Genomic DNA, 23,051 nt, shown 5'->3' with positions numbered 1-23,051 from the left:
TTGCTGTCGCCGACGCTCCGTTCGTTGGCCGAACGAGGTCTGCGGATACTGGCGCGCCGCGCCCGTATCCGTCATGCTCTTGTCGGCGGTGGACCGCCGAGCGGCGAGGGGGGCTGCCATGTTCGATCCTACGACTTTGGTTGGTTTTCATACCTGGCTCAGCCTCGTCGCCATCGTCGCCGGGTTCCCGGTGACGGCCGGCCTGCTCAAGGGCCACACCAGGCCTGGCTGGACCGGCATATTTCTCTCGACCGCCTTCGCGACCAGCGCAACCGGCTATGCCTTGCCGGCGCCGGGCCTGCTGCCCTCCCATATCGTCGGTGCGATTTCACTGGCGCTGATCGTCGCCGCGGGTTTCGCGCTCTATGCGAAGATGCTGGAAGGGCCCTGGCGCCGCATCTATGCGATCGCCGCCGTGCTGGCCTTCTATCTGCTTCTCTTCGTGCTGGTGGCGCAGCTCTTCCTCAAGGTTCCCGCTCTCCACGCATTGGCACCAACCGGTTCGGAGCCGCCTTTCGCCATCGCGCAGGGCATCCTGCTCGTCGTCTTCGCCTGGCTGACCTGGCGGGCCGCGCGGCGGTTCACACAGGTCTGGCATCCGGTGGTAGAGTGAACGCCGGATACGCGCCCTTCACCCGCCGTTATAGCCGCCGATGATCGGCAGGATTTCGCCGGTGATGTAGCTGGAGCATTGCGCCGAGGCGAGGAAGACATAGGCCGGGGCGATCTCCTCCGGCTGTGCCGGACGCTTCATCGGCGTTCCCTCGCCGAAATGCGCGACATCCTCGGCGGTCTTGTCGGAAGGGTTGAGTGGCGTCCACACGGGCCCCGGCGCGACGGCGTTGACGCGAATGCCGCGCCCCACGAGCTGCCCGGCCAGCGACCGGGTGAAGGCGTGGATTCCGCCCTTCGTCGTCGAATAGTCGAGCAGGTCCTTGTTGCCCAGCAGGCCGGTGACAGAGCCGGTGTTCACGATCGCGGCGCCTGTCGGCAGATGCGGCACGGCGGCCTTGGCCATATGGAAGTAACCGTAGAGATTGGTCTTCAGCGTCGTGTCGAAATGCTCTTCCGTGAGGTCGTCGAAATCGGCGGCATGCACCTGGAAGGCGGCATTGTTGACGAGGATGTCGAGCTTTCCGAAATGCTCGATCACCTCCGCGACGGCCTTGCGGCAGAATGCGGCGTCGCGCACGTCGCCGGCGATTGCAAGGGCCTTGCGGCCCTCCGCCTCGATCGCCTGGACGGTGGTTCGGGCATCGCCGGCCTCGTCGAGATGCAGGATCGCGACATCGGCGCCTTCGCGGGCGAACAGCACAGCGACCGCACGCCCGATGCCGGAGTCGCCGCCCGTCACGATGGCCACCTTGCCGTCGAGCTTGCCCGATCCCTTGTAGAACGGGGCATCGTACATCGGAGCCGGTTCGAGGCTGGCTTCGGAACCCGGCTTCGGCTGATGCTGCTGCTTGAAGGGAGGCGCCGGATAAAGCCGTGCCCCCGCTTGCATCGCGCCGGTCTTGGCCTTCGGGCCCCGGTCGGCGCGGGCAACCTGCCGTTGGATCTCGCGTTGCTGCTCGCTTGCGGCCTTTGCCGCCGCTGATGTCGAGGGTGTCCGTGCCGCGGCCTTCGCCATTGCGACCTCCTGCCTGAATGGATCGTTCGGCAGTGAACCGGTGCGAGCGCGCAGGGTTCCGAGATCGCCGGATGGGGCGCATTTCAGAACACTCGGCGAGCGGCGGCGGATCGCCGCCACCCTCCGCTCTTCCCCTTGCGCCTCGAACCTCCTAAATCAGCGCTGCGCCAGCGGTCGTTCCCGACTCTGCGGCAACCCATTCCAGCGTGCCTCCGGGGCCGCGCAGAACAGCGGAACATCCTATGTCCCTCGTCGATTCCGTCCGCAAGGTGATCGTGCCCATCCACAAGGAGGGCTATGTCTTCATCGCGATCGGGCTGGTGGCGACCATCATCCTGGCCAATCTCTGGTCGCCCTTCGGCTGGATCGGCGCGATCATCACGGTCTGGATCTGCTATTTCTTCCGTGATCCCGTGCGCATCACGCCGCAGCGGGAAGGGCTGGTCATCTCTCCGGCCGACGGTCGCGTCAGCCAGATCGCCGCGGCGCTGCCGCCGCCGGAGCTCGACCTGCCGGCCGAGCCGATGACCCGCGTCTCGATCTTCATGAACGTCTTCGACTGCCATGTGAATCGCAGCCCGGTGCCCGGCCGCATCCTGAAGATGGCCTACACGCCTGGCCTCTTCCTCAACGCCGAGCTCGACAAGGCCAGCGACGACAACGAGCGCAACGCGCTCGCGATCGAGACGCCGGCCGGCCCCATCGGCGTCGTCCAGATCGCCGGATTGATCGCGCGGCGCATCGTTCCTTTCGTCAAGGAGGGCGACACGCTCGGCACGGGCGAACGCTTCGGCCTGATCCGCTTCGGTTCGCGCGTCGATGTCTATCTCCCGGCCCATGTCGTGCCGCTGGTCGGCGAGGGGCAGACCGCGATCGCGGGCGAGACCGTGCTGGCCGATCTCTCGGCCAACGAACCCGTCCTGCGCAGCTATCGCGGAATCTGAGCGGGACGGCGGGTCCGCCCGCTGGCGTCGCGCCGCGAAACCGCGTATTTCCGCTCGCATGAGCGACCTCTTTCCTCCTTTCGAACCGGAGCGCGTCGAACCCAAGCGCGCCCGTTTCAAGTCGATCCCGTTCCGGCTGATCGCGCCCAATCTCGTTACGCTGCTGGCGCTCTGCCTCGGCCTGACGGCGATGCGTCTCGTGGTCGAGGGCAAGCTCGAGACCGCCACGATCTGCATCCTGATCGCGGCGGCGCTCGATGGCGTGGACGGCCGTCTCGCGCGCATGCTCAAGGGCACGTCGCGCTTCGGCGCCGAGCTTGATTCGCTTTCGGATTTCGTGAATTTCGGCGTCGCCACCGGCTATGTGCTGTGGATTTTCGTCCTGCACGACCTGAAGTCCTTCGGCTGGATCATCGTGCTGACGCTGGCCTGCGCCATGGCGCTCAGGCTCGCGCGCTTCAACGTCATGATCGACGATCCGGACCGGCCCGACTGGCAGAAGAACTTCTTCGTCGGCATGCCGGCACCGGCCGGCGCCATCACCGCGATGCTGCCGCTCTATCTCCACGCGATCGGCTTGCCGGTGCAGGAGTACGGTGCCCCCTTCGTCGGCCTCTACATCCTGTTCATCGCCTTCCTGACGATCTCGCGCATCCCGTGCTATGCCGGCAAGACGCTGGGCGCGCGCATTCCCCGCGACATGGTGCTGCCGATCTTCGTGGCCGTGGTGGTGATTGCCGGTCTGCTCTTCGCCTACACCTTCGAGATGCTGACGCTGGTGGTCGTCGCCTATCTCGCGTTGATCCCGCTCAGCGTCGCCCGCTATCGCAAGCTGGAGCGCGAGCACGCTGCGCTGTCGCCGGAGGTGCCGGAAAGCGCGGCGTGAAAAGCCCGCGCCGCGACAGCGAACCGGTCAGCGCCGCCGGCTGCTGAGCCGGGCCGCATTGGCGCGCGTGCGGCGGGCGAAGGGCTCGAGCGTGCTGTTCGCGACCTTGGCCGCGGCTTCCGTCAGGTCGAGCTGTGCCAGCGGGTTGAGCGCCAGGCCCCACCAGAACGCCGTGGTCGCGTAGGTCGCCGCGACGCTGCTTTCGACGACGGCCGAAACCTTCTCGACGACCGCCTTCGTCGCCTCGCGCTGGCCCGAGTAATCGCCCAGCGCGCCCTTCAGCAGCAGCGGCATGCGCATCGCGATGGTCAGCCCGGCATCCGCTTGCATAGCCAGCACCCGCGTCGCGAGCGACTGCGCTTCCGCTCCCGTCGCGACGGGGCGCGATGATTTGCGCGATCTCGGCATGGGGCGAACTCCGCGGAATCGAACGGCGACGGCGTGACGTCGAAAAAGGGCGCGGAGTGTGGCGCGGCCGGCAGAGCTTGGCAATCTCTGGTATACCAGTTCTCCAGCCTGTCTTTTGTGCAGGCTCTTCGGCAGCCGGACGGGCCAGGGCATTCGTGCGGCGGCTTGCGGATTTATCCCTCCGCCGAAATGCTCTAAAGCCTGAGACCCGCCATTCCCCAAGCCAGCACCTCGCCGAGCCGCCCTTGAGTCTGTTTTCGTCTCCCAAGCCATCCGGCTGGCGTCCGATGCTGGTCCTCGCCTCCGCCTCTCCGCGCCGCCTCGCATTGCTCGAGCAGGCAGGGCTCAAGCCTGACGCGCTCATGCCCGCCGATCTCGATGAGACGCCGCGCAAGGCCGAGCGTCCGCGCGATCTCGCCCGCCGCCTTGCCCGCGAGAAAGCGGAAGCGGCCCGTCAAGGCGCTAAGGCCCGCTCCGACCTCGAAGGCTGCTATATCGTCGCGGCTGACACCGTCGTCGCCGTCGGCCGCCGGATCCTCCCCAAGGCGGAGATCGTCGACGAGGCCGCGGCCTGCCTGCGCCTGCTTTCCGGCCGTGCCCACCGCGTTTACACCGGCGTGGCTCTGGTCACGCCCTCGGGCGCGATCCGGGATCGGATCGTCGAGACGCGGCTGCGCTTCAAGCGTCTCTCGACCGAGGACATCGAGCACTACCTCGCCTCCGGCGAATGGCGCGGCAAGGCCGGCGGCTATGCGATCCAGGGCATCGCCGGCTCCTTCGTGATCAAGCTCGTCGGCTCCTATACCGGCGTGGTCGGCCTCCCGCTTTACGAGACGGTGAACCTCTTGGGCGGCGAAGGCTTCCCGGTCCGCTTCGGCTGGATGAACGCCGCCTGATCCGCGCCGACGCGGGGTTGCCTCCGCGCGCCAATGCCCCGATCCTCCGCGCGGCGTGCCGGCTACGGCGCGCATGGCGATGCATCGGCCGTTCCGGACCGGTGCCCGTGGGAGGGCGGGAATGACAGGGCGCTTGAGAGGCAAGGTCGCGATCGTGGCCGGGGCCGGGTCGATCGGACCAGGCTGGGGCAACGGCAAGGCGACGGCGGCACTATTCGCGCGCGAGGGCGCCAGGGTCGTTTGCGCCGACATCAACCGCAACGCAGCGGAGGAGACCGCCTCCATCATCCAGAACGAAGGCGGCCAGGCCTTCGCCGTCGAGGCCGATGTCACCAAGGCGGATCAGGTCGCCGATCTCGTCGCCCGCGCGCTCGGCCGCTACGGCCGGATCGACATTCTCGACAACAATGTCGGCATTGCCGAGGTCGGCAGCGTTGTCGACCTGCCGGAGGAAACCTGGGAAAGGGTCTTCAGGGTCAATCTCACCGGCGCCTTCCTGGCGATGAAGCATGTCATTCCGGTGATGCAGCGCCAGTTCGACGAGACGGGGGAGGGTGGTTCGATCGTCAACATCTCCTCCATCGCCTCGATCCGCCACACCGGGGTGCCCTATGCGAGCTATTCGGCGACCAAGGCGGGGCTGAACCATCTGACCCGCACGACCGCGGCCCAGTTCGCCCCGCAGAAGATCCGTGTAAATGCCGTCCTGCCGGGGCTGATGAAGACCCCGATGGTCGAGCATTCGGCCGGCTTGGCGAGGGCCTATGGCGGCGGCGACGTCGAGGCGATGTGGGCGGCCCGCGCTGCGCAGGTGCCGATGGGGCATATGGGCGAGGCCTGGGACGTGGCGAACGCGGCGCTCTTCCTCGCCAGCGACGAGGCGCGCTATGTCACCGGCATCGAACTGGTTGTCGACGGAGGCATCACGCTGAAATATGGCTGAAAGCAAGAACAACCCGTCGGCCGCCCGGCCGTGCCCGATCTGCGGCAAGCCGGCGGCCGAGCGTTACCGCCCCTTCTGCTCGCCGCGTTGCGCCGATATCGATCTCGGCCGCTGGCTGAAGGGTGGCTACGTGATTCCGGGCGAGCCGCTCGAAGAGGCGGAGGACGCTCCCCGCTCGCGCGACAAGGAGCATTGAGGGGCCTGCGTCCGGCAGGGCGCGACGCCTTAGCCAAGCGCTTCCCGCTGCTTCAGCAGCTCGTTCAGAAGATCCTGCTGCTCGGCGATGCGGTTGGCGATGGTTTCCTCCACCGCCGCGCCTGCCGCCCCCGTGGCCTGTTCGGTGAGCTCGGCGATGTTGCGCCGGGCGATGGCGATCCGGGCGTCCAGATCCTGCAGCGTCGCGTTCTCGGGCATGGCGGCCTCCGCTTGTCGCCCGCAAACACCGCGTTCCGGGCTGTCACATGATGAAGCGCCGCAGGAGCCGGCGCCCGGTCATTTCACCGATCCTGCATTCTTCCGCGGCTTTCCCGCTCCCGTCCAGCACGAAGCGCTCGCCGCCGTCCGGTTCGGCGCCTTCGGGCAAGGCAAGGGGGTGCCAACAACGCCCGCGATGCGCTAGTTTGGTGGCATGGAAGAGTTTCCCGGGATCATCCGCTCGCCCCTGTCGCAGAGCATTACCCATGACGGCATCACCGTGCGGGTCGAGATCTATCGGCTCGATGGGACCGAAGGCTGGACGCTCGAGCTCATCGACGAGGAAGGCGGCTCGACGGTCTGGCAGGAGAGCTTCGCCACGGACGCCGAGGCCTTCGCCGAGTTCATGGACGGCGTGCGCCAGCTCGGCCTCGCCGAGTTGATCGACCCCGACGACGACGACATCGCCACGGTGCATTGAGGCCCGGCGTGCCGCGCTATTCGGACGAGCTCGACGCCGTCGCTGGCTATGAGCAGGCCTTGCGGCTGCGAATCGCGGAACGCCTTGCCCTGGAAAACGGCCATCCGGCCGGCGCCGGCCTGTCCGCCGGGCAGATCGCCGAAGCCGACGCCGCCATCGCGGCCTGGCAGGACACGGGCGAGGAGGAGCACGACCTGAACGCCTTCAGGAGAATCGGGCCCCTGCAGGAGTTGCTGGCGGAGCATCGCGCGGTCCTGGACCGGATCGACGACATGCGCGACCGCCGGCTGTCCTAGGCGCGCAGGCAGCGAGCCTGCCGAAACGCCGCTCAGTCCGGCAGGCGCGAAATGACGCCGACGATCGGGCGCAGGTGCTGCTCCAGAATGGCGAGTGCCTTTTCCTCGTCCCATTCGGCCAACGCCGCGATCAGGGCGTGATGCTCCTTGCTGATCCGCGCGATTCGCGTCGGGTCGGTGTGGATCGCCGTCATCGCGACGCGCTGCTGGCGTGCGCCGAGCGATTGGTAGAGCTCGGACAGCACCACGTTGCCGACGGCAGCGACCATGACGAAATGGAACTGGCGGTTCAGCTCGACTCTATTGAAATAGTCGTCCTGCGGCAGCTGCTCGAGCGCTTCGAGAACCGTCTGCATTGCTGCCGGAACCGGAATCTCGTCGCGGCAGATGCGGCTGATCGCATGTCCTTCGATCATCCTCCGGGCTTCGTAGAGATCGAGCAGTTCCTTGGCGTTGACCTGCCTGACGAGGGCGCCGCGGCGCGGCAGGAGGTCGATGAAGCGTTCCGCCTCGAGGCGGTGGAAGGCCTCGCGAACCGGGGTCCGCGAAACGCCCAATGCCGAGGAAATCTCTTCCTCCTCGATGAAGGAGCCTCCGGGGAAGCGCCCGCGCAGAATCTGCTCGCGCACATAGAGATAGACCCGCTCGCGGGTCGGCTTGTTGCGCGCGGCAGCGATTTCGTCCCGTTCGACAATCGTCATCGACGACGCCCCTTATCTGTTTCGCAGGGCAGGTCGATAGTAGACAGCAAAAAATCCGCCACGTATACATGGTGCATCAAGAGTGAGGCTCGCCCGCGACCGATCGCCGAAGCCTCGCCGGGGAACAGCATGACCGCGCCGCTTCGATCGATGTCGCAGAGCCGGAGACACCTCCGGATCGCCAGGGCCATTCGCTGCCGCGGATGCGCTGGCACGAGGTTTGCCCGGACCAGCCTGACCCCGCCGCTCCCGCCGATCTCGGGAAACGACCTGGGATAGCCGGGCACGCGACCGAGCCAAAGCAACAGAGGATCAGCCGATGACCGTTTCTCGCCGTTCGCTCCTTGGTGCAGGCCTCGCAGCTCCGCTCCTCGCTTCTCCCTTCCTGATCCGTCCCGCCCGCGCGCAGCGGTCCGCCGGCATTATCCGCTATGGGCTCTCGGCCTTTCCGCCCAACCTGCAGCCCTGGGTCTCCACCGGCGCGTCCGCCGGCACGGTGAAGATGCTGATCCACCGCAGCCTCGTCGCCTACGATCCCAAGGGTGAGCTGCGCGGGGAGCTGGCCGAATCCTGGTCGCGGGATGCCGAGGGCGCCTGGGTCTTCAAGCTGCGGAAAGGCTGCGTCTTCCACAATGGCGACCCCGTCACCGCCGATGACGTGAAGTGGTCGATCGAGCAGATCGCGGGCGAGAAGTCGACCGCCTACATGCGCGCGCAGTTCCAGCTCATCGAGCGGGTCGAACTACCCGATCCGCAGACGGTCCGCCTCGTCACCAAGGCGCCGCAGGCGACGCTGCCGAACTGGTTCGCCAACTACAACACCTTCGTCATCTCGCGGAAGTCGAGCCCGACCGAACCGATCGGGGCCGGGCCGTTCCGGCTCGTCGGGCAGGAGCGCGGGACTTCGCTCGAGCTGGCCGCCTTCGACAAGTTCTACAAGCCCGGCATCCCGAAGGTGAAGGGCATCAAATTCGTCGTCTATGCCGACGAGAATCTGCGCAATGCCGCCCTGATGTCCGGCGACGTCGACATGATCGAATACGTCCCCTGGCAGTCGATGGCCGCCGTCGAGGCCGATCCGCGCTTGCGGCTCGATGCGCAAATGGGGCCTTTCATGGACGTGCTGTTCAACGGCACGAAGCCGCCCTTCAACGATGCACGGGTGCGCCGCGCCGTCGCTCATGCGGTCAAGAGGGAGGATATCGTCAAGGTCGCCTTCTTCGGCCGGGGCAAGCCGCTGGAAGGCGTGCCGATCGTCGAGGGCACGCCCTGGTACGACAAGGACCTGGCGCATGGCTGGAACTACGATCCGGCCAAGGCCAAGGCGCTGCTGGCGGAAGCCGGCTTCGCCAATGGTTTCCAGACCACGCTGCTGGCCACCGCCCAGTTCGGTATGCACAAGGATACCGCCGAGATCGTCCAGCAATACCTCGCGGCGATCGGTATTCAGGCGGAGCTCCAGCTTCCCGACTGGTCGACCCGGGTCAGCCGCGGCACACGGGGACAGTACGACATGGCGATCCACGGCGTGGCCGCGGACAACAATGATCCCGACGGGCTGACGGTGGTCCTCGATACCACCCTGTCGCCGTCGCACGGTCGCTCCTTCAAGGTCGAGGCGCCGCGCACCGTCGCGGCGCTCGCCGCAGGGCGGGCGGAGTTCGACCAGGCGAAGCGGGTCGCGATCTACAAGGATATGCAGCGCGCTGCGCTGGAGGAGGTGCCGCTGGTCGGCCTTGCCTGGCGCGAGCAGGGCTATGGCATGGACAGGAGCGTCAAGGGCTTCACGAACCTGCCCGGCGCCCTCTCCACCTCCTCCGGCAACCAGCTCGAGGAGACGTATTTCGGATGAGTGCGGGTTGGCTCGGCCGGCGGCTGCTTCTGACCCTGGCGATGGCCTGGGTCGTCGCGACGATCGTGTTCCTGGCGCTGCACATGGTGCCGGGCGATCCGGCGGAACTGCTGCTGTCGACGGCCGGCACGGTTCCCGATCCGGCCTCTGTTGCTGAGCTGCGCGAGAGGCTCGGGCTCGACCAGCCGCTACTGGCCCAATACGGCCATTTCCTCGCGGGGCTGGCGCGGGGTGACCTCGGCAGCTCTCTGGTCGATGACTATCCGGTCGCCAAGGAGATCGCGCTGCGCCTGCCGCGGACCCTCGAATTGATCCTCGCGGGGACGTTGATCGCGGTCGTGGTCGGCGTGCCCGCCGGCGTCTATGCCGCGGTCCATCGCGGCGGCGCCTTCGACCGGGTCGCCTCCTGGATCACGGCGCTCCTGCTCGCCGTGCCGGTCTTCGTGGTCGGGACGCTGCTGGTGCTGCTGCTGGCGCAGACGCTGCGCCTGATGCCGGCCGGCGGCTATGTCCCCTTCGCGCAGAACCCGGGGCAACACCTCAAGCTCCTCGCCCTGCCGGCCGTCGCCATCGCCAAGGGGCTGGCGGCCGTGATGTTCCGCATGACCCGGGCCGCGACCCTCGACGCGCTGGCGCACGACTATGTCCGCACGGCCCGCGCCAAGGGCCTGTCGTCGCGGCGGACGCTCGTCGTGCATGTGCTCCGAAACGCCCTGAATCCGGTGGTCACCCTGCTCGGGCTGCAGATGGGCACGCTGCTCGGCGGCACCGTGCTCGTCGAATACGTCTTCAACTGGCCGGGCCTGTCGACGCCGCTGTTGCGCGCCGTCGAGGGACGCGACTACCCGATGGTCGTCGGCATCATCCTGACGATCTCGGTGCTGTTCCTGCTGATCAACCTCTGTGTCGAATTGCTGCATGCGGCGATCGATCCGCGGGTCCAGCACGCATGAGGCGGCAGGGTCTGCACAAGCTCGTGCTGCCGGGCGCCGGCGTCGCGCTGATCGTCCTTGTCGCGCTTGCCGCGCCGCTGCTGCCGTTGCCGGACCCGGTTCGCCAGGACGTGGCGCACCGCCTTGCCGGGCCGATGGCGGGCTCCTGGCTCGGGCGCGACGAGTTCGGCCGCGACGTGCTGTCCAGGCTGGTCTGGGGCGCGCGCACGAGCCTGTCCGTCGCCTTCGTCTCGGCGCTGTTCGCCGGCCTCGTCGGCATCACCCTCGGGCTGATCGGCGGCTGGGCGCGCAGCTGGGGGGCGTTCCTCACCGTGCGCAGCGTCGAGATCATCATGTGCTTTCCGCCCGTGCTGCTGGCGCTGCTGGTCGTGACGCTGCTCGGGCCCGGCGCTGCGACGCTGATCCTCGTCCTGTCGGTGCTCTACCTGCCGGGCTTCGCCCGGGTGACCTATGCCGAGGTGCTCGCGGTCAAGGGGCGCGACTATGTCGAGGCGACGCGCGCGCTCGGCGCCACGCAGTCGCATCTGCTCTTCCGCACCGTGCTGCCCAATATCGCTGGCCCGCTGCTCGTCCAGTTCTCGCTCGCCGTCGCAGCCGCGGTCGTGATCGAGAGCGGGCTGTCCTTCCTCGGCCTCGGCGTCGTGCCGCCCGCCCCCTCCTGGGGGCTGATGATCCGCGGCGCCCGCTCGACCATGGAACAGGCGCCGCTCCTTCTGCTCTGGCCCTGCGCCGTTCTCACCCTCACCATCCTCGCCATGAACCTGCTCTGCGACGCGCTTCGGGACGTTCTCGACCCGCGCACCGCCGAACGGTGACGCTACCGGACTCGCTCGAAAGGAAACGACCATGGCCGCCAAGACCGAACCCCTCGTCCATATGGGCACGATGACCGGCGGGGAGGCGCGCGAACTGCTCGAGACCAACCCGGTGATCCTGCTGCCGATGGGCAGTCACGAGGACCAGGGCCCGCATGCGCCGATGGGCGACTACCTGCTCGCCGAGAAGATCGCCGAGCTTGCCGCGATCCGCGCCAGCAAGGCCGGGGTTCGCACACTGGTCGCGCCGGTTCTCCCCTTTGGCGGCGCCGACTGGTTCGGGCCGATGGTCGGCGGCATCGCCATCTCGCAGGCGACGCTGACCCAGGTCATCGCCGAGATGGTCGAATCGCTGCATCGCAACGGGCTGACGCGGCTCATCGTCATCAATGGCCATGGCGGCAATGTCGGCCCCATCGCCGAGGTCGCGCGCGATCTCTATCTGCGCGAGAGCATGGTGCTGCCGAGCCTCTATCTCTGGCGCATCGCCTACGGGCTCCTGCCGGGCATCGTCGGGGCGGAAACCTCGGCCAAGGTATCCGGCCACGGCGCCGATCCCCTGACCAGCCTCGGTCTGCACCTCTTCCCCGAGCTGATGCGGACAGACCTCGTGCCGGCCGGCAAGCCGCTGAAGCGCGATCCGCTGCTCGACCTGCCCTTCACCGGGCTCGGCACGGCGAGCTTCGAGGGCGCCGAGGTCGGGATGCCCAACGAATATGACGAGGTCTATCATCAGGGCGTCGGCAAGGGCGACCCGAAGCTGTGCTCGCCCGAGACCGGGGCCAAGCTGGCGGAGAAGCTGAGCGACATCGTCTCCCGCTTCGTCGCCCATTTCGCCGCCAAGGTCCCGGCCTGAGCCGGGACGTTCTCACCGTCCCGAACCCGCGCCGCGCGAGCGGCACCACAGCAGGAGGTCGTCCGATGCTCACCCGCCGTCTCGTCATCCAGTCAGGCCTGGCCACGATCGCGGCGCCCGCCGTCCTGCGGGCGCAGACCCTCTCGGGCACGGTCACGTTGATGACCTATACCGGCATCTTCCAGGACAACTACACCAAGGCGGTGGTCGAGCCGTTCCAGCAGGCTCATCCGGGCGTGAAGGTGAACTTCGTCTCGGCCGGCACCTCGGCACAGATGGTCGGCGCCGTGCGGGCGCAGAAGGCCGATCCGCAGACCGACGTGGTGATCATGGACGTAACCACCTCCAGCATCGGCAACGCGGAAGGGCTGTTCGAAAAGCTGACCCCGGCCGAGTTTCCGGTGCTGGGCGAGTTGCTGCCGGAGGCACGCGCCGCCGGCGGCGAGTTCGGCCCGGCCGTCACCTTCGATCACCTCGTGATCGTGCAGGACGCTGCCCTGAAGCCCCAGCTCGCCAAGCTCGCCGATCTCTGGCGGCCGGACCTCAAGGGGCATATCGCGCTGTCCGCGCCGCCGAACATCCAGGGCCTGGCCCTGACCGCCATGACCGAGAAGATGGAAGGCGGCGACTATCGCAAGTCGATCGACGCGGCGATCAAGAAGCTCAAGGAGTTGGCGCCGGGCGTCACCACCTTCGAGCCCAACCCCGATGGCTATTCCCTGATCCTCAACGGCGTCGCCAAGGTGGCGACCGGCTGGAATGCCCGCGCCCAGCTCTATTCCGACCAGACGGGGGGCAAGATCAATGCGCTGCTTCCGCCGGAAGGCTCGGTCTTCCAGGTCAACACGATCAACCTGACCGCCGGCTCGAAGAACCGCGCCGCCGCCGCGGCCTTCATCGCGCATGCACTGTCGCAGGGCGCGCAGAAGGCCTTCACGGAGCGGATGTTCTATGCGCCGACCAACGGCAAGGCCGAGATCGATCCCAAGGCGCTGGCGCGCACGGCCGCTTCGCCCGACAACCGGGCCCGGATGATCGGCGTCGACTGGACGGAAATCCTGAAGCTGCGCGACCAGTGGAACAACCGCTGGCGGCGCGAGGTCATCGCGGCGGCACGCTGAGCGGCGCGATGAGCTATCTCGAGCTGGCCGGGCTGCAGAAGCGATACGGCAACGCCGTTGCGGTCGATGACGTGTCGCTCTCGGTGGAGCAGGGCGAATCGGTTGCGCTGCTCGGCCCCTCCGGCTGCGGCAAGACGACGACCCTGCGCATGCTCGCCGGGCTCGTTGCGCCGGATCGCGGCGCGATCTCGCTCGATGGCGGCGACATCACCCGCCTGCCGCCGCATCGGCGCAATATGGGCTACGTCTTCCAGTCCTACGCGCTGTTTCCTCACCTTACCGTCGCGCGGAACATTGCCTTCGGTCTGGAGGAACGCGGCGTGCCGCGTCAGGAGATCGCGCGGCGGGTCGACGAGGCGCTCGCTCTGGTGAGGCTGGCGGGATTGGGGCAGCGGCGTCCGAAGGAACTCTCCGGCGGCCAGCAGCAGCGCGTCGCGCTCGCGCGGGCGCTGGTGATCCGGCCCTCGGTGCTTCTGCTCGACGAATCCCTCTCCAATCTCGACGCCAAGCTTCGCGACGCGATGCGCCACGAGATCCGCTCGATCCAGCGTTCGCTCGGCATCACCACGCTCTTCGTCACCCATGATCAGGTCGAGGCCCTGACGATGTGCGATCGCATCGCGGTGATGCATCGCGGTCGCATCGCCCAGATCGGCAATGCCGAGGATATCTACGACCGGCCGGCGACTCGCTTCGTCGCGGAATTCGTCGGACGGGCGAATGTGCTGCCGATCCAGCGCGACGCGCATGGCAGGACCAGCGTCTGGGGGCAGCCGCTGCCCCTCGAGGCACCGGAGGATGGCGATCTCTTCGTCCGGCCGCAGCGCATGCGGATCGCGCCGGTCTCCGAGCCGGCAGGGGAAAGTGCGGCGCGCCTGACCGGGCGCGTGCTGCGCAGCGTCTTCGTCGGGGATCATGTCGAGGTGCTGGTCGAAGGCGGAGGTGGTCAGCTCACCGTCGAAACGCCCTCCGGCACCGCGATCCCGATGGAAGGTGCCGAGGTGGCGGTCGTCTGGCCGCGTGCCGAGAGCCGCGTCTTCGCGCGCGAGGCACCATGACCGCTTCGCGCCGCCTGTCGTTGCTGCTCGTTCCGGCAGCGCTGTTCCTGCTGGCGATCTATGTCTGGCCCTCGCTTGGCCTGTTCCGCAATGCCTTCAACGAGGTCGGCCCGACGGGTGCGATGATTCCGGCCTGGTCACTGCAGACCTGGCGAGCAACCCTGCACGACTCGTTCACGATCGAGCTCACGCTCAACTCACTCTGGCTCTCGACGGTCGCGACGCTGATCGCGCTCTGCCTGGCCTATCCGGTCTCGCTCTTCCTGTTCCGCACCGAATCGCGCTTTCGCGGCCTGCTCGCGGTCGTGGCGATCCTGCCGATGCTGGTGTCAGGCGTAGTGCGCGTCTTCGGGTGGCTAGCGATCCTCGGCGATCGCGGGCTGGTCAACACCACGCTGCAGGCGCTCGGCCTGATCTCGGCCCCGTTGAAGCTCGTCTTCAACTGGACGGGCGTCACCATCGGCCTGGCCGAGAGCATCATGCCCTATATGATCCTGGCGCTGCTCGCCGGCTTCGGCCGCCTCGACCGTACGCTGGAGGAGGCGGCGCGCTCGCTCGGCGCCTCGCCGTTCCGCACCTTCTGGCGCGTCACCCTGCCGCTCAGCCTGCCGGCGATCGCGCTCGCGGCGGGGCTCGGCTTCGTGCTCTCGATGTCGGCCTATATCACGCCGAAGCTGCTCGGCGGCGGGCGCGTCTTCGTGCTGGCGACCGAGATCTTCGAACAGGCGACGACAAACACCAACTGGCCGGTCGCCTCGGTGCTGGCGATCTATACGCTCCTGCTGCTGCTCGTCCTGCTGGCGGCCTCCAACCTGGTGGCGCGGAGGCTGCAGCGATGACGGGTGCGGGGCGCATGCTCTCCGGTTTCGCGGCGCTGGTCTATGTATTGATCCTGGCGCCGATCGTCGTCGTGGTGATGCTGGCCTTCTCGGCCGACAACTTCATCCTGTTTCCGCCCTCCGGCTATTCGCTTCGCTGGTTTCGCCAGCTAGCCGGCAACGGCCCGCTGCTCGCGGCGCTCTGGCTCAGCGTGCAGATCGCGGCGGTGGTGACGCTGTGTTCGCTGGCGATCGGCGTGCCGGCGGCGCTGGCGCTGGCGAAGGGGCGATTTCGTGGGAAGGGCGCCCTGACCAGCTTCTTCCTGGCGCCGCTGCTTCTGCCCACCCTGATCACCGGCCTGGCGCTGCTGCTGTTCTTCTCGCCGCTGAAGCTGGCGGCGACGCTGCCCGGCCTTGTGCTGGGCCATATGACGGTGACCGTGCCTTTCGTCATCCGGATGATGACGACGGCGCTCGCCAACCTGCCTGATGATATCGAGGCGGCGGCGGCGACGCTCGGCGCGCCGCCCTGGCGCGTTGTCAGGCGGGTAACGCTGCCCCTGGCGACGCCGGGTCTGATCGCCTGCGCCTGCCTCTCGTTCCTGCTCTCCTTCGACGAGACCGTGATCTCGCTGTTCATCGCCGGTCCGCGCGCATCCACCCTGCCGGTCGAGATGGTGCGCTATGTCGAGGGCCGCACCGATCCTCTCGTCGCGGCGCTGTCGGTCGTCCTGATCGTTGCGACTCTCGCTGTCGTCCTCGTGGTCGAGCGCCTCGTCGGCGTCGCCCGCGCCGTCGGGCGATAGATCATGCCGCTCCTCTTCCAGTCGCGAACATCCTCCGTTCCTTCGCGGCAATGCAATTCCGGACGCAGGACCGTTCCGGACTTTCGCTGAAATCGCTCCAGGAGAAGACCCATGCCCGATTACCGCATCGAAGCCATGCCCGAGCAGCTGCCGGCGGCGCTGGTCGAGAAGCTGCAGAAGGTCGAGACCGCGACGATCGGCCATTCCCAGCACTGGGGCTTCATGGATCGCGGCATCCAGCCGTTGCTGCGCGGCAAGCGCATCGCCGCCGCAGCGGTGACGCTGGCTATCCCCGGCCAGGATTCCACGCTGCTGCATCATGCGCTCGGCCTGCTGCGTCCGGGCGACATCCTTGTCGTCGACCGGCTGGGCGACGACAAGCATGCCTGCTGGGGCGGCGGCGTCACCGTCGCGGCGAAGGCGGCCGGCGCGGTCGGCGGCATCGTCGACGGTCCCTGCACCGATCTTGCCGAGATCGAGGATTCCGACTTCCCGATGTGGTGCCGCGGCATGTCGCCGATCACCACGCGGCTCTACAATCTCGGCGGCACGCTCAACCTTCCGATCTCCTGCGGCAACGTGCCGGTCAAGGCCGGCGACGTCATCCTTGCCGACGAATCCGGCGTGCTGGTGCTGCCGCGCGCCGAGGCCGAGGCGATCGCCGATGCCGCCATCGCCCGGCAGGAGCGTGGCGAGAAGACGCAAGCCCGCGTCAAGGCCGGCGAAAAGCTCGGCGACATCTCCGGCGCGACCAAAATGGTCCTCGACGCCTTGGCGCAGCAGGGCTGACCTGCCGGCGCGAGGGCGCCGATGCCCTCGCGCCAACGCCTGCTTCCTGATCCGACCCGAGCTTTCGACTGGACCAACCCATGCCTGAGACCATCGTCCTCCTCGACATGACGACGCCTGAGCGCGCCGACCGTCTGCGCGCCCTGCTGCCGCCCGGCTTCGTCCTGACCCATGGGACGGCGCGCGGCGACGACCACATGAAGCAGATCATCGCCGAGGCCGATTATGCGATCTCGGGGCAGGTGGGCGTTTCCGCCGAGGTGCTGCGCGCCGCAAAGAAGCTGAAACTGCTCCACAAATGGGGTGTCGGCTACGACAACATCGATGTTGCCGCCGCGAAGGAGCTCGGCATCAAGGTCGCGCGGACGACAGGCTCCAATGCCTTGCCGGTCGCGGAATTCGCGCTTGGGTTGATGCTGTCGTCGCTGCGCTTCATCGCCTATGGGCATGAGGAATTGAGGCAGGGCCGCTGGGCGACGGGCAAGCTGCCCGGCGATACCTACATGCTCTCGGGCAAGACGGTCGGCATCGTCGGTTTCGGCGCCATCGGCCAGAATGTCGCGAAGCTGCTCAAGGGTTTCGGCTGCCGCATCCTCTACAGCAAGCGCAACCCGCTTCCGCAGGCAGAGGAGGAGACTCTCGGCGTCCGTCACGCGTCGATGGCGCAGATCCTGGCCGAGGCGGATGTGGTCTCGCTGCATTGCCCGCTGACGCCGGAGACCACCAACCTGATCGACGCCGCCGCCCTAAGGGCGATGAAGAAGACGGCGGTCCTGATCAACGTTGCCCGCGGCGGCGTCGTCAATGAGGCCGATCTGGTCGAGGCGCTGAAGGCGCACGAGATCGCCGGAGCGGCCATGGACGTCTATTCGGTCGAGCCCCTTCCGCCGGAGAGCCCGTTGCTGACGCTCGACAATATCGTGGTCACGCCGCATCTCGCCGCCATGGCGGCCGACAACTTCGCGCCGACCGTCACACGCATGTTCGCCAACATTCAGCACGTGTCGCGCGGCGAGCCGGTGCCGGAGCGCGATCGCGTGGTTTGACCGATCGACCGCTGTCGCCCGCGCGACGGGTGTGGGCTTTCGAGCGTCGGCGCTAGACGTGGAGCGCGCGCCCTGCGAACCAGCCGTTGACCGCCGCTCCCGCGCCCAGAAGCACGAAGAGAACCGCGCTCCACGCGAAGCCGCCGGTCCAGCCATGGATCAGGCCGACAAGCAGCGGGCCGGCGGCGGCGAGCAGGTAGCCGACGCATTGCGCCATGCCCGACAGTTGCGCGGCGACATGCGAATCGCGGGCGCGCAGCACGATCACCGTCAGAGCGACCGCGATCAGCCCGCCTTGCCCGACGCCCTGCAGAGCCGCCCAGAACCAGACCGACCACAGCGGCGCGAACAGCAGGCCGAGCAGCGCCACGACCGCGAGCACGCTCAAGCCGACATTGATCGCACGCTGGTCCCGGCCGCGAACCGCGAGATGAGGGGCGAGGAGACAGGCACCCGCCTGCATCATCACCGACATCGAGACGACGGCGCCCGCAGTGACGCCGTCGAGCCCGCGCTCGCGCAGGATCGGCACCAGCCAGCCGAAGACGCAATAGGCCAGCGCCGATTGCAGCCCCATGAACAGGGTGATGTGCCAGGCAAGCCGGCTCCGCCACAGGCTTTGGACTGGGGGGCGTAGCTGCCCGGCCTGAGAGCCACGCGAGAGGATCTGCGGCAGCCAGAGCAGTCCCGCCAGCAGGGCGGGAAGTGCCCAGATCGCGAGCGCCCCGCCGAGCGAAAGGCCCAGCGAGTGCTTGAGCGGCAGCGTCAGGCCGGCCGCGCCGGCTGCACCCGCGCAGAGCGCCATCGTGTACCACCCGGTCATCAGCGCTGGCCGGTCGGGAAAGTCGCGTTTCACGAGCCCGGGCAGGAGCACGTTCCCGACGGCGATGCAGGCACCGGCAACTGCAGTCCCCAGCAAGAGAAGCGGAATCGACGGCAGCCCGCGCAGGGCCGTGCCGCAGGCGAGCAGCAGCACGGCGCCGAGCAGCGTTCGCTCGGTGCCGATCCATCGCGACAGGCGCGGGGCCAATGGCGAGAAAAGTCCGAGGCAGATGACGGGAAGCGTGGTCAGGATGCTGGCGCCCAGCCCCGAGAGGCCGAGCGTCTCCCGGATCTCGGGGAGCAGGGTCGAAGCGCTGGAGAAGACCGGGCGCAGGTTGAAGGCGACCAGCACCAGGCTGGTGCCGAGGATAAGCCGCGATGCAGGGGCGCTGCGCGCCTCCGCGCCCGCGTTGGCCAGGTGACTCATGACGTCAGAGCCTTGTCGAGTGCCGCGAGAACGGGCGCCATGAAGCACCGCACTGCCGCATCGGCCCTGTCCGAGACTCCGGATTCGATCGCGTCGATGATGGCGCTGTGGGCCGCCATGTCCGGCTCCGGAAGATCGTCGTCCAGTGTCGCTGCGATCGTCTGGGCGATCAGTTCGGAAGAGAATTCGTAGAGGCCGATCAGGACATGGTTGCGCGACGTCTCGATCACCGCCCGGTGGAAGGCGAAGTCGCGCGCCACGAACGCCGCCTTGTCGCCGCCGCCGTGATCTCCACGTTCCGCAAGAAGCCGTCGGAGGCGGTCTATATCGGCCGGGCTGCAGCGCAACGCCGCCAGCCGCGCTGCCTCGACATCGAGCGCCAGCCGCGCCTCGAACTGTTCGCGCAGCCCCGCCCGCCTTGCCGTCGCAAGGGGGAGAGCCGTGCCGCTCGTGGAGCGCAGATAGGTGCCCGAGCCCTGGCGCGTCTCCAGAATGCCCTGCGAGACGAGCACGCGCACCGCCTCGCGCACGGTTCCCCGACTAACGGAAAGGGCTGCCGAGAGCGCGGCTTCGTTCGGCAGCTTTTCGCCTACGGTCCATCGCCGCGCGAGAATCTCGCCACGAATGGCTTCGGCCGCCGTGTCGGCCAGGCTGGATCTGCTCAAGGTTCGCACAATATCACCAAGTCATCCGATGACTTGGTGATATTGTGCGGCGACGCCCGAGTCAAAGGCTTTGCTCGTTCGGCCCGGCACGGCGACGTCTGGCCGGCACCGCCCGGCCGCAGAATTGGGGACAGGCCGGTGCGACCGCGCAGCTGCGCAGGCGGTTGGCTCTGTGAAAACGCTCGCGGGCGGCTCGGCGGCCGGCTGATACCACTGTTCCGCGGCGGGCCGGGGTCAGGTCGCGGTGGTGCCGGGCATCGGGCCGGGTGCCGGTCTTGGCGCCGCCGAAAACCGGAACCAGGTGCTCATCGGCTGCTCGACCAGGCGATAGAGCAGCACCGAGGACAGCGCCGCCACCGCAAAGGCGACGAGCACGTAGATCTCCAGCGGCAGGCTTGCCCCGGCGAAGCGAATCCAGATGTCGCGGAGCGGCCGCAGCGCGAAGGGATGAAACAGATAGAGACTGTAGGAAGCATTGCCGAGCGCGACCAGGGGCCAGGCATGACGAGGAACGTCGCCCCGATTGAGCGCGGCGCCCGCGACGATTACCGTCGCCGGAATGCCCAGCCGCAGGAACTGCGGCAGCCAGGCCGGATCATCGATGCCGGGCAGTCTCAGCATCGCGACGAGGCCCAGCGCCACGCATGCGGCGGCGACCGCCGGCGGGAGCCTGATGCCGTGCCGATAGGCCAGCGCCAGCAGGCATCCGAACAGGAACTCGATGATGATCGGCTGAGTCCAGAACGCGACCTGGACCTGGTTGGTCGGGCAGGCCATGCCGATCAGCGCCAGCCCGAGCAGCGTGACCGCGAGGGCCGCCATGCCGCGTCTCAGGGGCAGAAACATCGCTCCGGCGAAGAGCAGATAAAAGAACATCTCGAAATTGAGCGTCCAGCCCAGCGCCATCACCGGACGGATCTCGCTCCCGCCCCGCAGGCTCGGGATGAAGAGATAGGAGGCGAGGATGTGCTGCCAGTCGCCGATCGGGACATTGAGAAGCTGAGGGACGAACAGCGAGCCGATGAGAAGCAGGCTGGTCAGAAGCCAGTAGAGCGGCACGATCCGCGCGATGCGTCGGCCCAGGAATATGCGCCAGGCGCCCGGCCGTCCGAACAGCTCGGCCGAGGTGTGAACCATGATGAAGCCGGAAATGACGAAAAAGATGTCGACGCCGCTGCCCCAGTACAGGAACGACGGATCGATCGCCGGAACCCCGACCCGCGCGGCGATCGCCTCCGCCTCATGCGCGGCGTGGCCGAAGACGACGAGCAGGGCCGCGATCGCGCGCAGGGCCTGGATTCCCTGCAGCTGCGCCGGTCCCCGCGGCCGGCTTGTGCGGGCGGTGCCAGCGGTCACGAGGCGGCATCCGGTTCATCGGAGGCACGTCCCAGCGCGACCAGCCCCCAGACCAGGCCGAGCATCAGATAGAAATGCCGCCAATGGTCGCTGTCGATCTGGAAACCCTGCAAAATCGTCACGAACAGGACCGACCAGATCGCGATGGCATGCAGCTGTGTGGGGCCTCGCCAGAACACCAGCCGCCAGCCGACATAGCAGGTCGCGGCCGTCAGCCCGAGCCAGGAGAGGCCGCCGAGCCAGCCATAGGAAGCGAAGCTGTTGATATAAACGTTGTGCGGGTCGGTCTGATTGAAGAGCCAGCGAAATCGCAGCGGCCCGAAACCGTTCGGCGCATCCAGGAGCATCGGAATTGCGCGCAGCTGGTTGCCGAAACGGCCCGTGACGCCTTCGTCGTAATCCTGGTCGAGGCTGGCCCGGACCTCGAAGACGCTGCGGATGTCCTCGAAGGAGAGCGCGACCAGCAGGGCGACCACCATCACGGCCAATGCGATCAGGGCCATCGTGGCGATACGAAGCCGGCTTCTCGCGTCGGGAGCTGCCAGGAAGGTCAGCGCGATCATGATCATCGCCGATGCGACAAGCACGCCCCAGGCGCCGCGCGAAAAGGTCAGGAACAGGCCGGCCAGCGGCACGCTGATCAAAGCCAGCCCGCGCAGGAAGCCGGTCTGCCCGGTCAGCATCCGTTGCAGGCCGTAGACCACGGGCAGGACCAGAAAGGATCCGAGCACGTTGGGGTCCTTGAACGTGCCCGAGGCGCGGCCGTAGAGCGTGAAGGTGGCGCCGAGATTGGCGATATCGAAATAGCCGAGGATGGCTGCAAACCCCGCGCACCAGGCTGCGAACAGATAGCCGCGTCTCAGCGTCTCCAGTCGGCCAACGGCATCCTGCGAGATGATTCCCGCGACGAAGATCGCCGTGATCATCAGGTAGACCGAAACGGCCATGAAGCGGACCGCGTCGCCATCGTCCATCCACGGGATCAGCGACACGATGCCGCCGAGATTGAAGGCCAGCAGCAGGAGTGCGAGCGGCAGCAGCTTCTGGGAGAAGCGGATGCCGGTCAGCGCGAAGACGAAGAGCGTGATCAGAAAGATGAGTTCGTAGGGCGAAGGCTCGATCAGCACGAAGCCGCTGGATGCGCCGAGCAGCCAAAGGGTTGCACGCTTGATTCCGGCATAGGACACCGCCAGCCTTCGCCGCGGCATCATCTGCAGAGGTTCGGAAGCCGCGGGGTTCAACGCTGGATCTCGCGGGCCGGATGTCGCCGAGATGCGCCCGATTGCCCGGTCGGCGGCCGGCAGTACGCGGAGCGTATCAAGGTGGCAATCCACCGTGCTGGGCCTGTCGGCATGGCTTTTCCTTGGTCACCGACAAGGTGGCCCTGCATGTCCTTCAAGCGGAATTTAGATCATGCGGATGTTAAGGATTTGACAATCGAATCGTTCGGCAAATATTCTTGGTCATCATAGATAAATACGGATTCCAAGCGATTAAAGGGAATCAGGTCGAGAGTATTATCTTTTGTGACTAAATAGTATCTGATATTAATTAAGATCTGATACCAGAAAATATTCTGGTATTTAATTTTGAATGCTGTCTGGATGTGATGTCCAGCTTTTGCTGCTCGGTTCGCCTTTGGGGGTGGGGTGTTGGGGCTGGGTCGAACCCATATCCCCCGTCGGCCGGAGATCCGCTGCCTGTCCGGCCAGCGACCAAACACGATCATACCCATCTGCGGCCGGGAGAGCCCGAAGCAGGCGGCGCTCTGTACGAAAAGGCCCGCCGCAAGAAGCTTGCGCTGGCCGGCATGTGGTACGCGATCTGGGTGACCTCGACGCGACCGAAGGTCTCGACATCGGGGCGGTCGGGGGCGCCCCACGAGAACGAGGCCTGAACCGATGTTTCCCACGTTTCCGGGCCGGTTGTGCCCGGTGGGACGATCGCGCGAGAAAGATAAGTCTTTCGATGCTTGGGAAAACGAATGGTGCCCAGGGGCGGAATCGAACCACCGACACTGCGATTTTCAGTCGCATGCTCTACCAACTGAGCTACCTGGGCGCCCCGG

The 23,051-nt window shown here is 67.2% G+C and carries 26 protein-coding genes and 1 tRNA gene; 18 read left to right on the top strand and 9 right to left on the bottom strand.

The features are described 5' to 3' along the window. Positions 1-118: 118 nt before the first annotated feature. The gene (locus tag BGO20_RS07465) at positions 119-613 is read left to right on the top strand and encodes a hypothetical protein (protein WP_291661168.1); all 495 of its coding nucleotides are present in this window, start codon (positions 119-121) and stop codon (positions 611-613) included. 18 nt (positions 614-631) lie between these two features. On the opposite strand, the gene BGO20_RS07460 is transcribed toward BGO20_RS07465, so the two are convergent. Beyond that, entirely contained in the window at positions 632-1,630 is a 999-nt protein-coding gene (locus BGO20_RS07460) for an SDR family oxidoreductase (RefSeq protein WP_291661166.1), read from the bottom strand. A gap of 206 nt (positions 1,631-1,836) precedes the next feature. Here BGO20_RS07460 and BGO20_RS07455 point away from each other — a divergent pair, with 206 nt between their 5' ends. Both BGO20_RS07455 and BGO20_RS07450 read left to right on the top strand, forming a co-directional pair. Then, positions 1,837-2,574: a phosphatidylserine decarboxylase gene (locus tag BGO20_RS07455; RefSeq protein ID WP_291661165.1), complete on the top strand. Its 738-nt coding sequence runs from the start codon at positions 1,837-1,839 to the stop codon at positions 2,572-2,574. A 58-nt stretch (positions 2,575-2,632) separates the two neighbouring features. After that, on the top strand, positions 2,633-3,460 hold the full coding sequence (locus tag BGO20_RS07450) for a CDP-alcohol phosphatidyltransferase family protein (RefSeq protein ID WP_291661164.1): 828 nt from the start codon (positions 2,633-2,635) through the stop codon (positions 3,458-3,460). Positions 3,461-3,487: 27 nt separating this feature from the next. On the opposite strand, the gene BGO20_RS07445 is transcribed toward BGO20_RS07450, so the two are convergent. Next, positions 3,488-3,868 (bottom strand): hypothetical protein, encoded by a 381-nt coding sequence (locus BGO20_RS07445; RefSeq protein WP_291661162.1) that lies wholly within the window; start codon positions 3,866-3,868, stop codon positions 3,488-3,490. A gap of 287 nt (positions 3,869-4,155) precedes the next feature. On the opposite strand from BGO20_RS07445, the gene BGO20_RS07440 reads away from it, so the two are divergent. The 3 genes from BGO20_RS07440 (at position 4,156) to yacG (ending at position 5,903) form a co-directional block, all read left to right on the top strand. After that, a complete protein-coding gene (locus BGO20_RS07440) occupies positions 4,156-4,764 on the top strand; it encodes a Maf-like protein (protein ID WP_291661709.1) in 609 nt (202 codons plus the stop codon). Between the two features lie 121 nt (positions 4,765-4,885). After that, on the top strand, positions 4,886-5,707 hold the full coding sequence (locus BGO20_RS07435) for an SDR family NAD(P)-dependent oxidoreductase (protein WP_291661161.1): 822 nt from the start codon (positions 4,886-4,888) through the stop codon (positions 5,705-5,707). Beyond that, positions 5,700-5,903, top strand: coding sequence for a DNA gyrase inhibitor YacG (gene yacG / locus BGO20_RS07430; protein ID WP_291661159.1), 204 nt, complete (start codon positions 5,700-5,702; stop codon positions 5,901-5,903). The genes BGO20_RS07435 and yacG overlap by 8 nt, the downstream gene beginning before the upstream one ends. Before the next feature lie 29 nt (positions 5,904-5,932). Here yacG and BGO20_RS07425 read toward each other — a convergent pair whose 3' ends face one another. Then, positions 5,933-6,121, bottom strand: coding sequence for a hypothetical protein (locus BGO20_RS07425; protein WP_089176171.1), 189 nt, complete (start codon positions 6,119-6,121; stop codon positions 5,933-5,935). 214 nt (positions 6,122-6,335) lie between these two features. On the opposite strand from BGO20_RS07425, the gene BGO20_RS07420 reads away from it, so the two are divergent. Both BGO20_RS07420 and BGO20_RS07415 read left to right on the top strand, forming a co-directional pair. Then, entirely contained in the window at positions 6,336-6,602 is a 267-nt protein-coding gene (locus tag BGO20_RS07420; RefSeq protein WP_291661157.1) for a hypothetical protein, read from the top strand. Between the two features lie 8 nt (positions 6,603-6,610). Next, on the top strand, positions 6,611-6,898 hold the full coding sequence (locus tag BGO20_RS07415; protein ID WP_291661156.1) for a hypothetical protein: 288 nt from the start codon (positions 6,611-6,613) through the stop codon (positions 6,896-6,898). 32 nt (positions 6,899-6,930) lie between these two features. Here BGO20_RS07415 and BGO20_RS07410 read toward each other — a convergent pair whose 3' ends face one another. Beyond that, a complete protein-coding gene (locus BGO20_RS07410; RefSeq protein ID WP_291661155.1) occupies positions 6,931-7,599 on the bottom strand; it encodes a GntR family transcriptional regulator in 669 nt (222 codons plus the stop codon). A 319-nt stretch (positions 7,600-7,918) separates the two neighbouring features. Between BGO20_RS07410 and BGO20_RS07405 the strand changes: the two genes are divergently transcribed. The 10 genes from BGO20_RS07405 (at position 7,919) to BGO20_RS07360 (ending at position 17,713) form a co-directional block, all read left to right on the top strand. Further along, positions 7,919-9,451 carry an ABC transporter substrate-binding protein gene (locus tag BGO20_RS07405; protein WP_291661154.1) on the top strand — a complete coding sequence of 511 codons (1,533 nt, stop codon included), beginning with the start codon at positions 7,919-7,921 and terminating at the stop codon, positions 9,449-9,451. Continuing rightward, the gene (locus BGO20_RS07400; RefSeq protein WP_291661153.1) at positions 9,448-10,404 is read left to right on the top strand and encodes an ABC transporter permease; all 957 of its coding nucleotides are present in this window, start codon (positions 9,448-9,450) and stop codon (positions 10,402-10,404) included. The genes BGO20_RS07405 and BGO20_RS07400 overlap by 4 nt, the downstream gene beginning before the upstream one ends. Beyond that, positions 10,401-11,219, top strand: a complete 819-nt coding sequence (locus BGO20_RS07395; protein ID WP_291661151.1) for an ABC transporter permease — start codon at positions 10,401-10,403, stop codon at positions 11,217-11,219. Before BGO20_RS07400 ends, BGO20_RS07395 begins: the two co-directional genes overlap by 4 nt. 31 nt (positions 11,220-11,250) lie before the next feature. Further along, complete coding sequence (locus tag BGO20_RS07390) at positions 11,251-12,075, top strand: creatininase family protein (protein ID WP_291661149.1); 825 nt, start codon at positions 11,251-11,253, stop codon at positions 12,073-12,075. A 65-nt stretch (positions 12,076-12,140) separates the two neighbouring features. Beyond that, a complete protein-coding gene (locus BGO20_RS07385) occupies positions 12,141-13,196 on the top strand; it encodes an extracellular solute-binding protein (protein WP_291661147.1) in 1,056 nt (351 codons plus the stop codon). An 8-nt stretch (positions 13,197-13,204) separates the two neighbouring features. Continuing rightward, positions 13,205-14,254 carry an ABC transporter ATP-binding protein gene (locus tag BGO20_RS07380; protein ID WP_291661145.1) on the top strand — a complete coding sequence of 350 codons (1,050 nt, stop codon included), beginning with the start codon at positions 13,205-13,207 and terminating at the stop codon, positions 14,252-14,254. Next, positions 14,251-15,093 carry an ABC transporter permease gene (locus BGO20_RS07375; RefSeq protein WP_291661143.1) on the top strand — a complete coding sequence of 281 codons (843 nt, stop codon included), beginning with the start codon at positions 14,251-14,253 and terminating at the stop codon, positions 15,091-15,093. The genes BGO20_RS07380 and BGO20_RS07375 overlap by 4 nt, the downstream gene beginning before the upstream one ends. Then, positions 15,090-15,878 carry an ABC transporter permease gene (locus tag BGO20_RS07370; protein ID WP_291661142.1) on the top strand — a complete coding sequence of 263 codons (789 nt, stop codon included), beginning with the start codon at positions 15,090-15,092 and terminating at the stop codon, positions 15,876-15,878. Before BGO20_RS07375 ends, BGO20_RS07370 begins: the two co-directional genes overlap by 4 nt. Before the next feature lie 111 nt (positions 15,879-15,989). After that, entirely contained in the window at positions 15,990-16,667 is a 678-nt protein-coding gene (locus BGO20_RS07365; protein ID WP_291661140.1) for an RraA family protein, read from the top strand. Positions 16,668-16,747: 80 nt separating this feature from the next. Next, a complete protein-coding gene (locus tag BGO20_RS07360; protein ID WP_291661139.1) occupies positions 16,748-17,713 on the top strand; it encodes a 2-hydroxyacid dehydrogenase in 966 nt (321 codons plus the stop codon). Positions 17,714-17,765: 52 nt separating this feature from the next. Here the strand turns inward: BGO20_RS07360 and BGO20_RS07355 are convergent, their stop codons facing one another. From BGO20_RS07355 to BGO20_RS07335, 5 genes are all read right to left on the bottom strand, one after another. After that, positions 17,766-18,962, bottom strand: coding sequence for a CynX/NimT family MFS transporter (locus BGO20_RS07355; RefSeq protein WP_291661137.1), 1,197 nt, complete (start codon positions 18,960-18,962; stop codon positions 17,766-17,768). Then, a complete protein-coding gene (locus BGO20_RS07350) occupies positions 18,959-19,636 on the bottom strand; it encodes a FadR/GntR family transcriptional regulator (RefSeq protein ID WP_291661136.1) in 678 nt (225 codons plus the stop codon). Before BGO20_RS07350 ends, BGO20_RS07355 begins: the two co-directional genes overlap by 4 nt. A gap of 225 nt (positions 19,637-19,861) precedes the next feature. Then, on the bottom strand, positions 19,862-20,983 hold the full coding sequence (locus BGO20_RS07345; protein WP_291661134.1) for an acyltransferase family protein: 1,122 nt from the start codon (positions 20,981-20,983) through the stop codon (positions 19,862-19,864). After that, positions 20,980-22,170, bottom strand: a complete 1,191-nt coding sequence (locus BGO20_RS07340) for an O-antigen ligase family protein (RefSeq protein WP_291661133.1) — start codon at positions 22,168-22,170, stop codon at positions 20,980-20,982. The genes BGO20_RS07345 and BGO20_RS07340 overlap by 4 nt, the downstream gene beginning before the upstream one ends. A 798-nt stretch (positions 22,171-22,968) precedes the next feature. Beyond that, positions 22,969-23,044: transfer RNA gene (locus tag BGO20_RS07335), tRNA-Phe, on the bottom strand. Positions 23,045-23,051: the final 7 nt, after the last annotated feature.

Source organism: Allobosea sp. 67-29, assembly GCF_001898115.1.
Taxonomy (GTDB): Bacteria; Pseudomonadota; Alphaproteobacteria; order Rhizobiales; family Beijerinckiaceae; genus Allobosea.
Note: the sequence above shows the minus strand (reverse complement) of the source record. Positions and strands in the feature narration are given on the sequence as shown.

Coding starts and splice junctions, on each gene's coding strand:
- BGO20_RS07465 (WP_291661168.1), top strand. CDS start 119: ATGTTCGATCCTACGACTTTGGTTGGTTTTCATACCTGGCTCAGCCTC.
- BGO20_RS07460 (WP_291661166.1), bottom strand. CDS start 1,630: ATGGCGAAGGCCGCGGCACGGACACCCTCGACATCAGCGGCGGCAAAG.
- BGO20_RS07450 (WP_291661164.1), top strand. CDS start 2,633: ATGAGCGACCTCTTTCCTCCTTTCGAACCGGAGCGCGTCGAACCCAAG.
- BGO20_RS07445 (WP_291661162.1), bottom strand. CDS start 3,868: ATGCCGAGATCGCGCAAATCATCGCGCCCCGTCGCGACGGGAGCGGAA.
- BGO20_RS07440 (WP_291661709.1), top strand. CDS start 4,156: ATGCTGGTCCTCGCCTCCGCCTCTCCGCGCCGCCTCGCATTGCTCGAG.
- BGO20_RS07435 (WP_291661161.1), top strand. CDS start 4,886: ATGACAGGGCGCTTGAGAGGCAAGGTCGCGATCGTGGCCGGGGCCGGG.
- yacG (WP_291661159.1), top strand. CDS start 5,700: ATGGCTGAAAGCAAGAACAACCCGTCGGCCGCCCGGCCGTGCCCGATC.
- BGO20_RS07425 (WP_089176171.1), bottom strand. CDS start 6,121: ATGCCCGAGAACGCGACGCTGCAGGATCTGGACGCCCGGATCGCCATC.
- BGO20_RS07420 (WP_291661157.1), top strand. CDS start 6,336: ATGGAAGAGTTTCCCGGGATCATCCGCTCGCCCCTGTCGCAGAGCATT.
- BGO20_RS07410 (WP_291661155.1), bottom strand. CDS start 7,599: ATGACGATTGTCGAACGGGACGAAATCGCTGCCGCGCGCAACAAGCCG.
- BGO20_RS07405 (WP_291661154.1), top strand. CDS start 7,919: ATGACCGTTTCTCGCCGTTCGCTCCTTGGTGCAGGCCTCGCAGCTCCG.
- BGO20_RS07400 (WP_291661153.1), top strand. CDS start 9,448: ATGAGTGCGGGTTGGCTCGGCCGGCGGCTGCTTCTGACCCTGGCGATG.
- BGO20_RS07395 (WP_291661151.1), top strand. CDS start 10,401: ATGAGGCGGCAGGGTCTGCACAAGCTCGTGCTGCCGGGCGCCGGCGTC.
- BGO20_RS07390 (WP_291661149.1), top strand. CDS start 11,251: ATGGCCGCCAAGACCGAACCCCTCGTCCATATGGGCACGATGACCGGC.
- BGO20_RS07385 (WP_291661147.1), top strand. CDS start 12,141: ATGCTCACCCGCCGTCTCGTCATCCAGTCAGGCCTGGCCACGATCGCG.
- BGO20_RS07380 (WP_291661145.1), top strand. CDS start 13,205: ATGAGCTATCTCGAGCTGGCCGGGCTGCAGAAGCGATACGGCAACGCC.
- BGO20_RS07375 (WP_291661143.1), top strand. CDS start 14,251: ATGACCGCTTCGCGCCGCCTGTCGTTGCTGCTCGTTCCGGCAGCGCTG.
- BGO20_RS07370 (WP_291661142.1), top strand. CDS start 15,090: ATGACGGGTGCGGGGCGCATGCTCTCCGGTTTCGCGGCGCTGGTCTAT.
- BGO20_RS07365 (WP_291661140.1), top strand. CDS start 15,990: ATGCCCGATTACCGCATCGAAGCCATGCCCGAGCAGCTGCCGGCGGCG.
- BGO20_RS07360 (WP_291661139.1), top strand. CDS start 16,748: ATGCCTGAGACCATCGTCCTCCTCGACATGACGACGCCTGAGCGCGCC.
- BGO20_RS07355 (WP_291661137.1), bottom strand. CDS start 18,962: ATGAGTCACCTGGCCAACGCGGGCGCGGAGGCGCGCAGCGCCCCTGCA.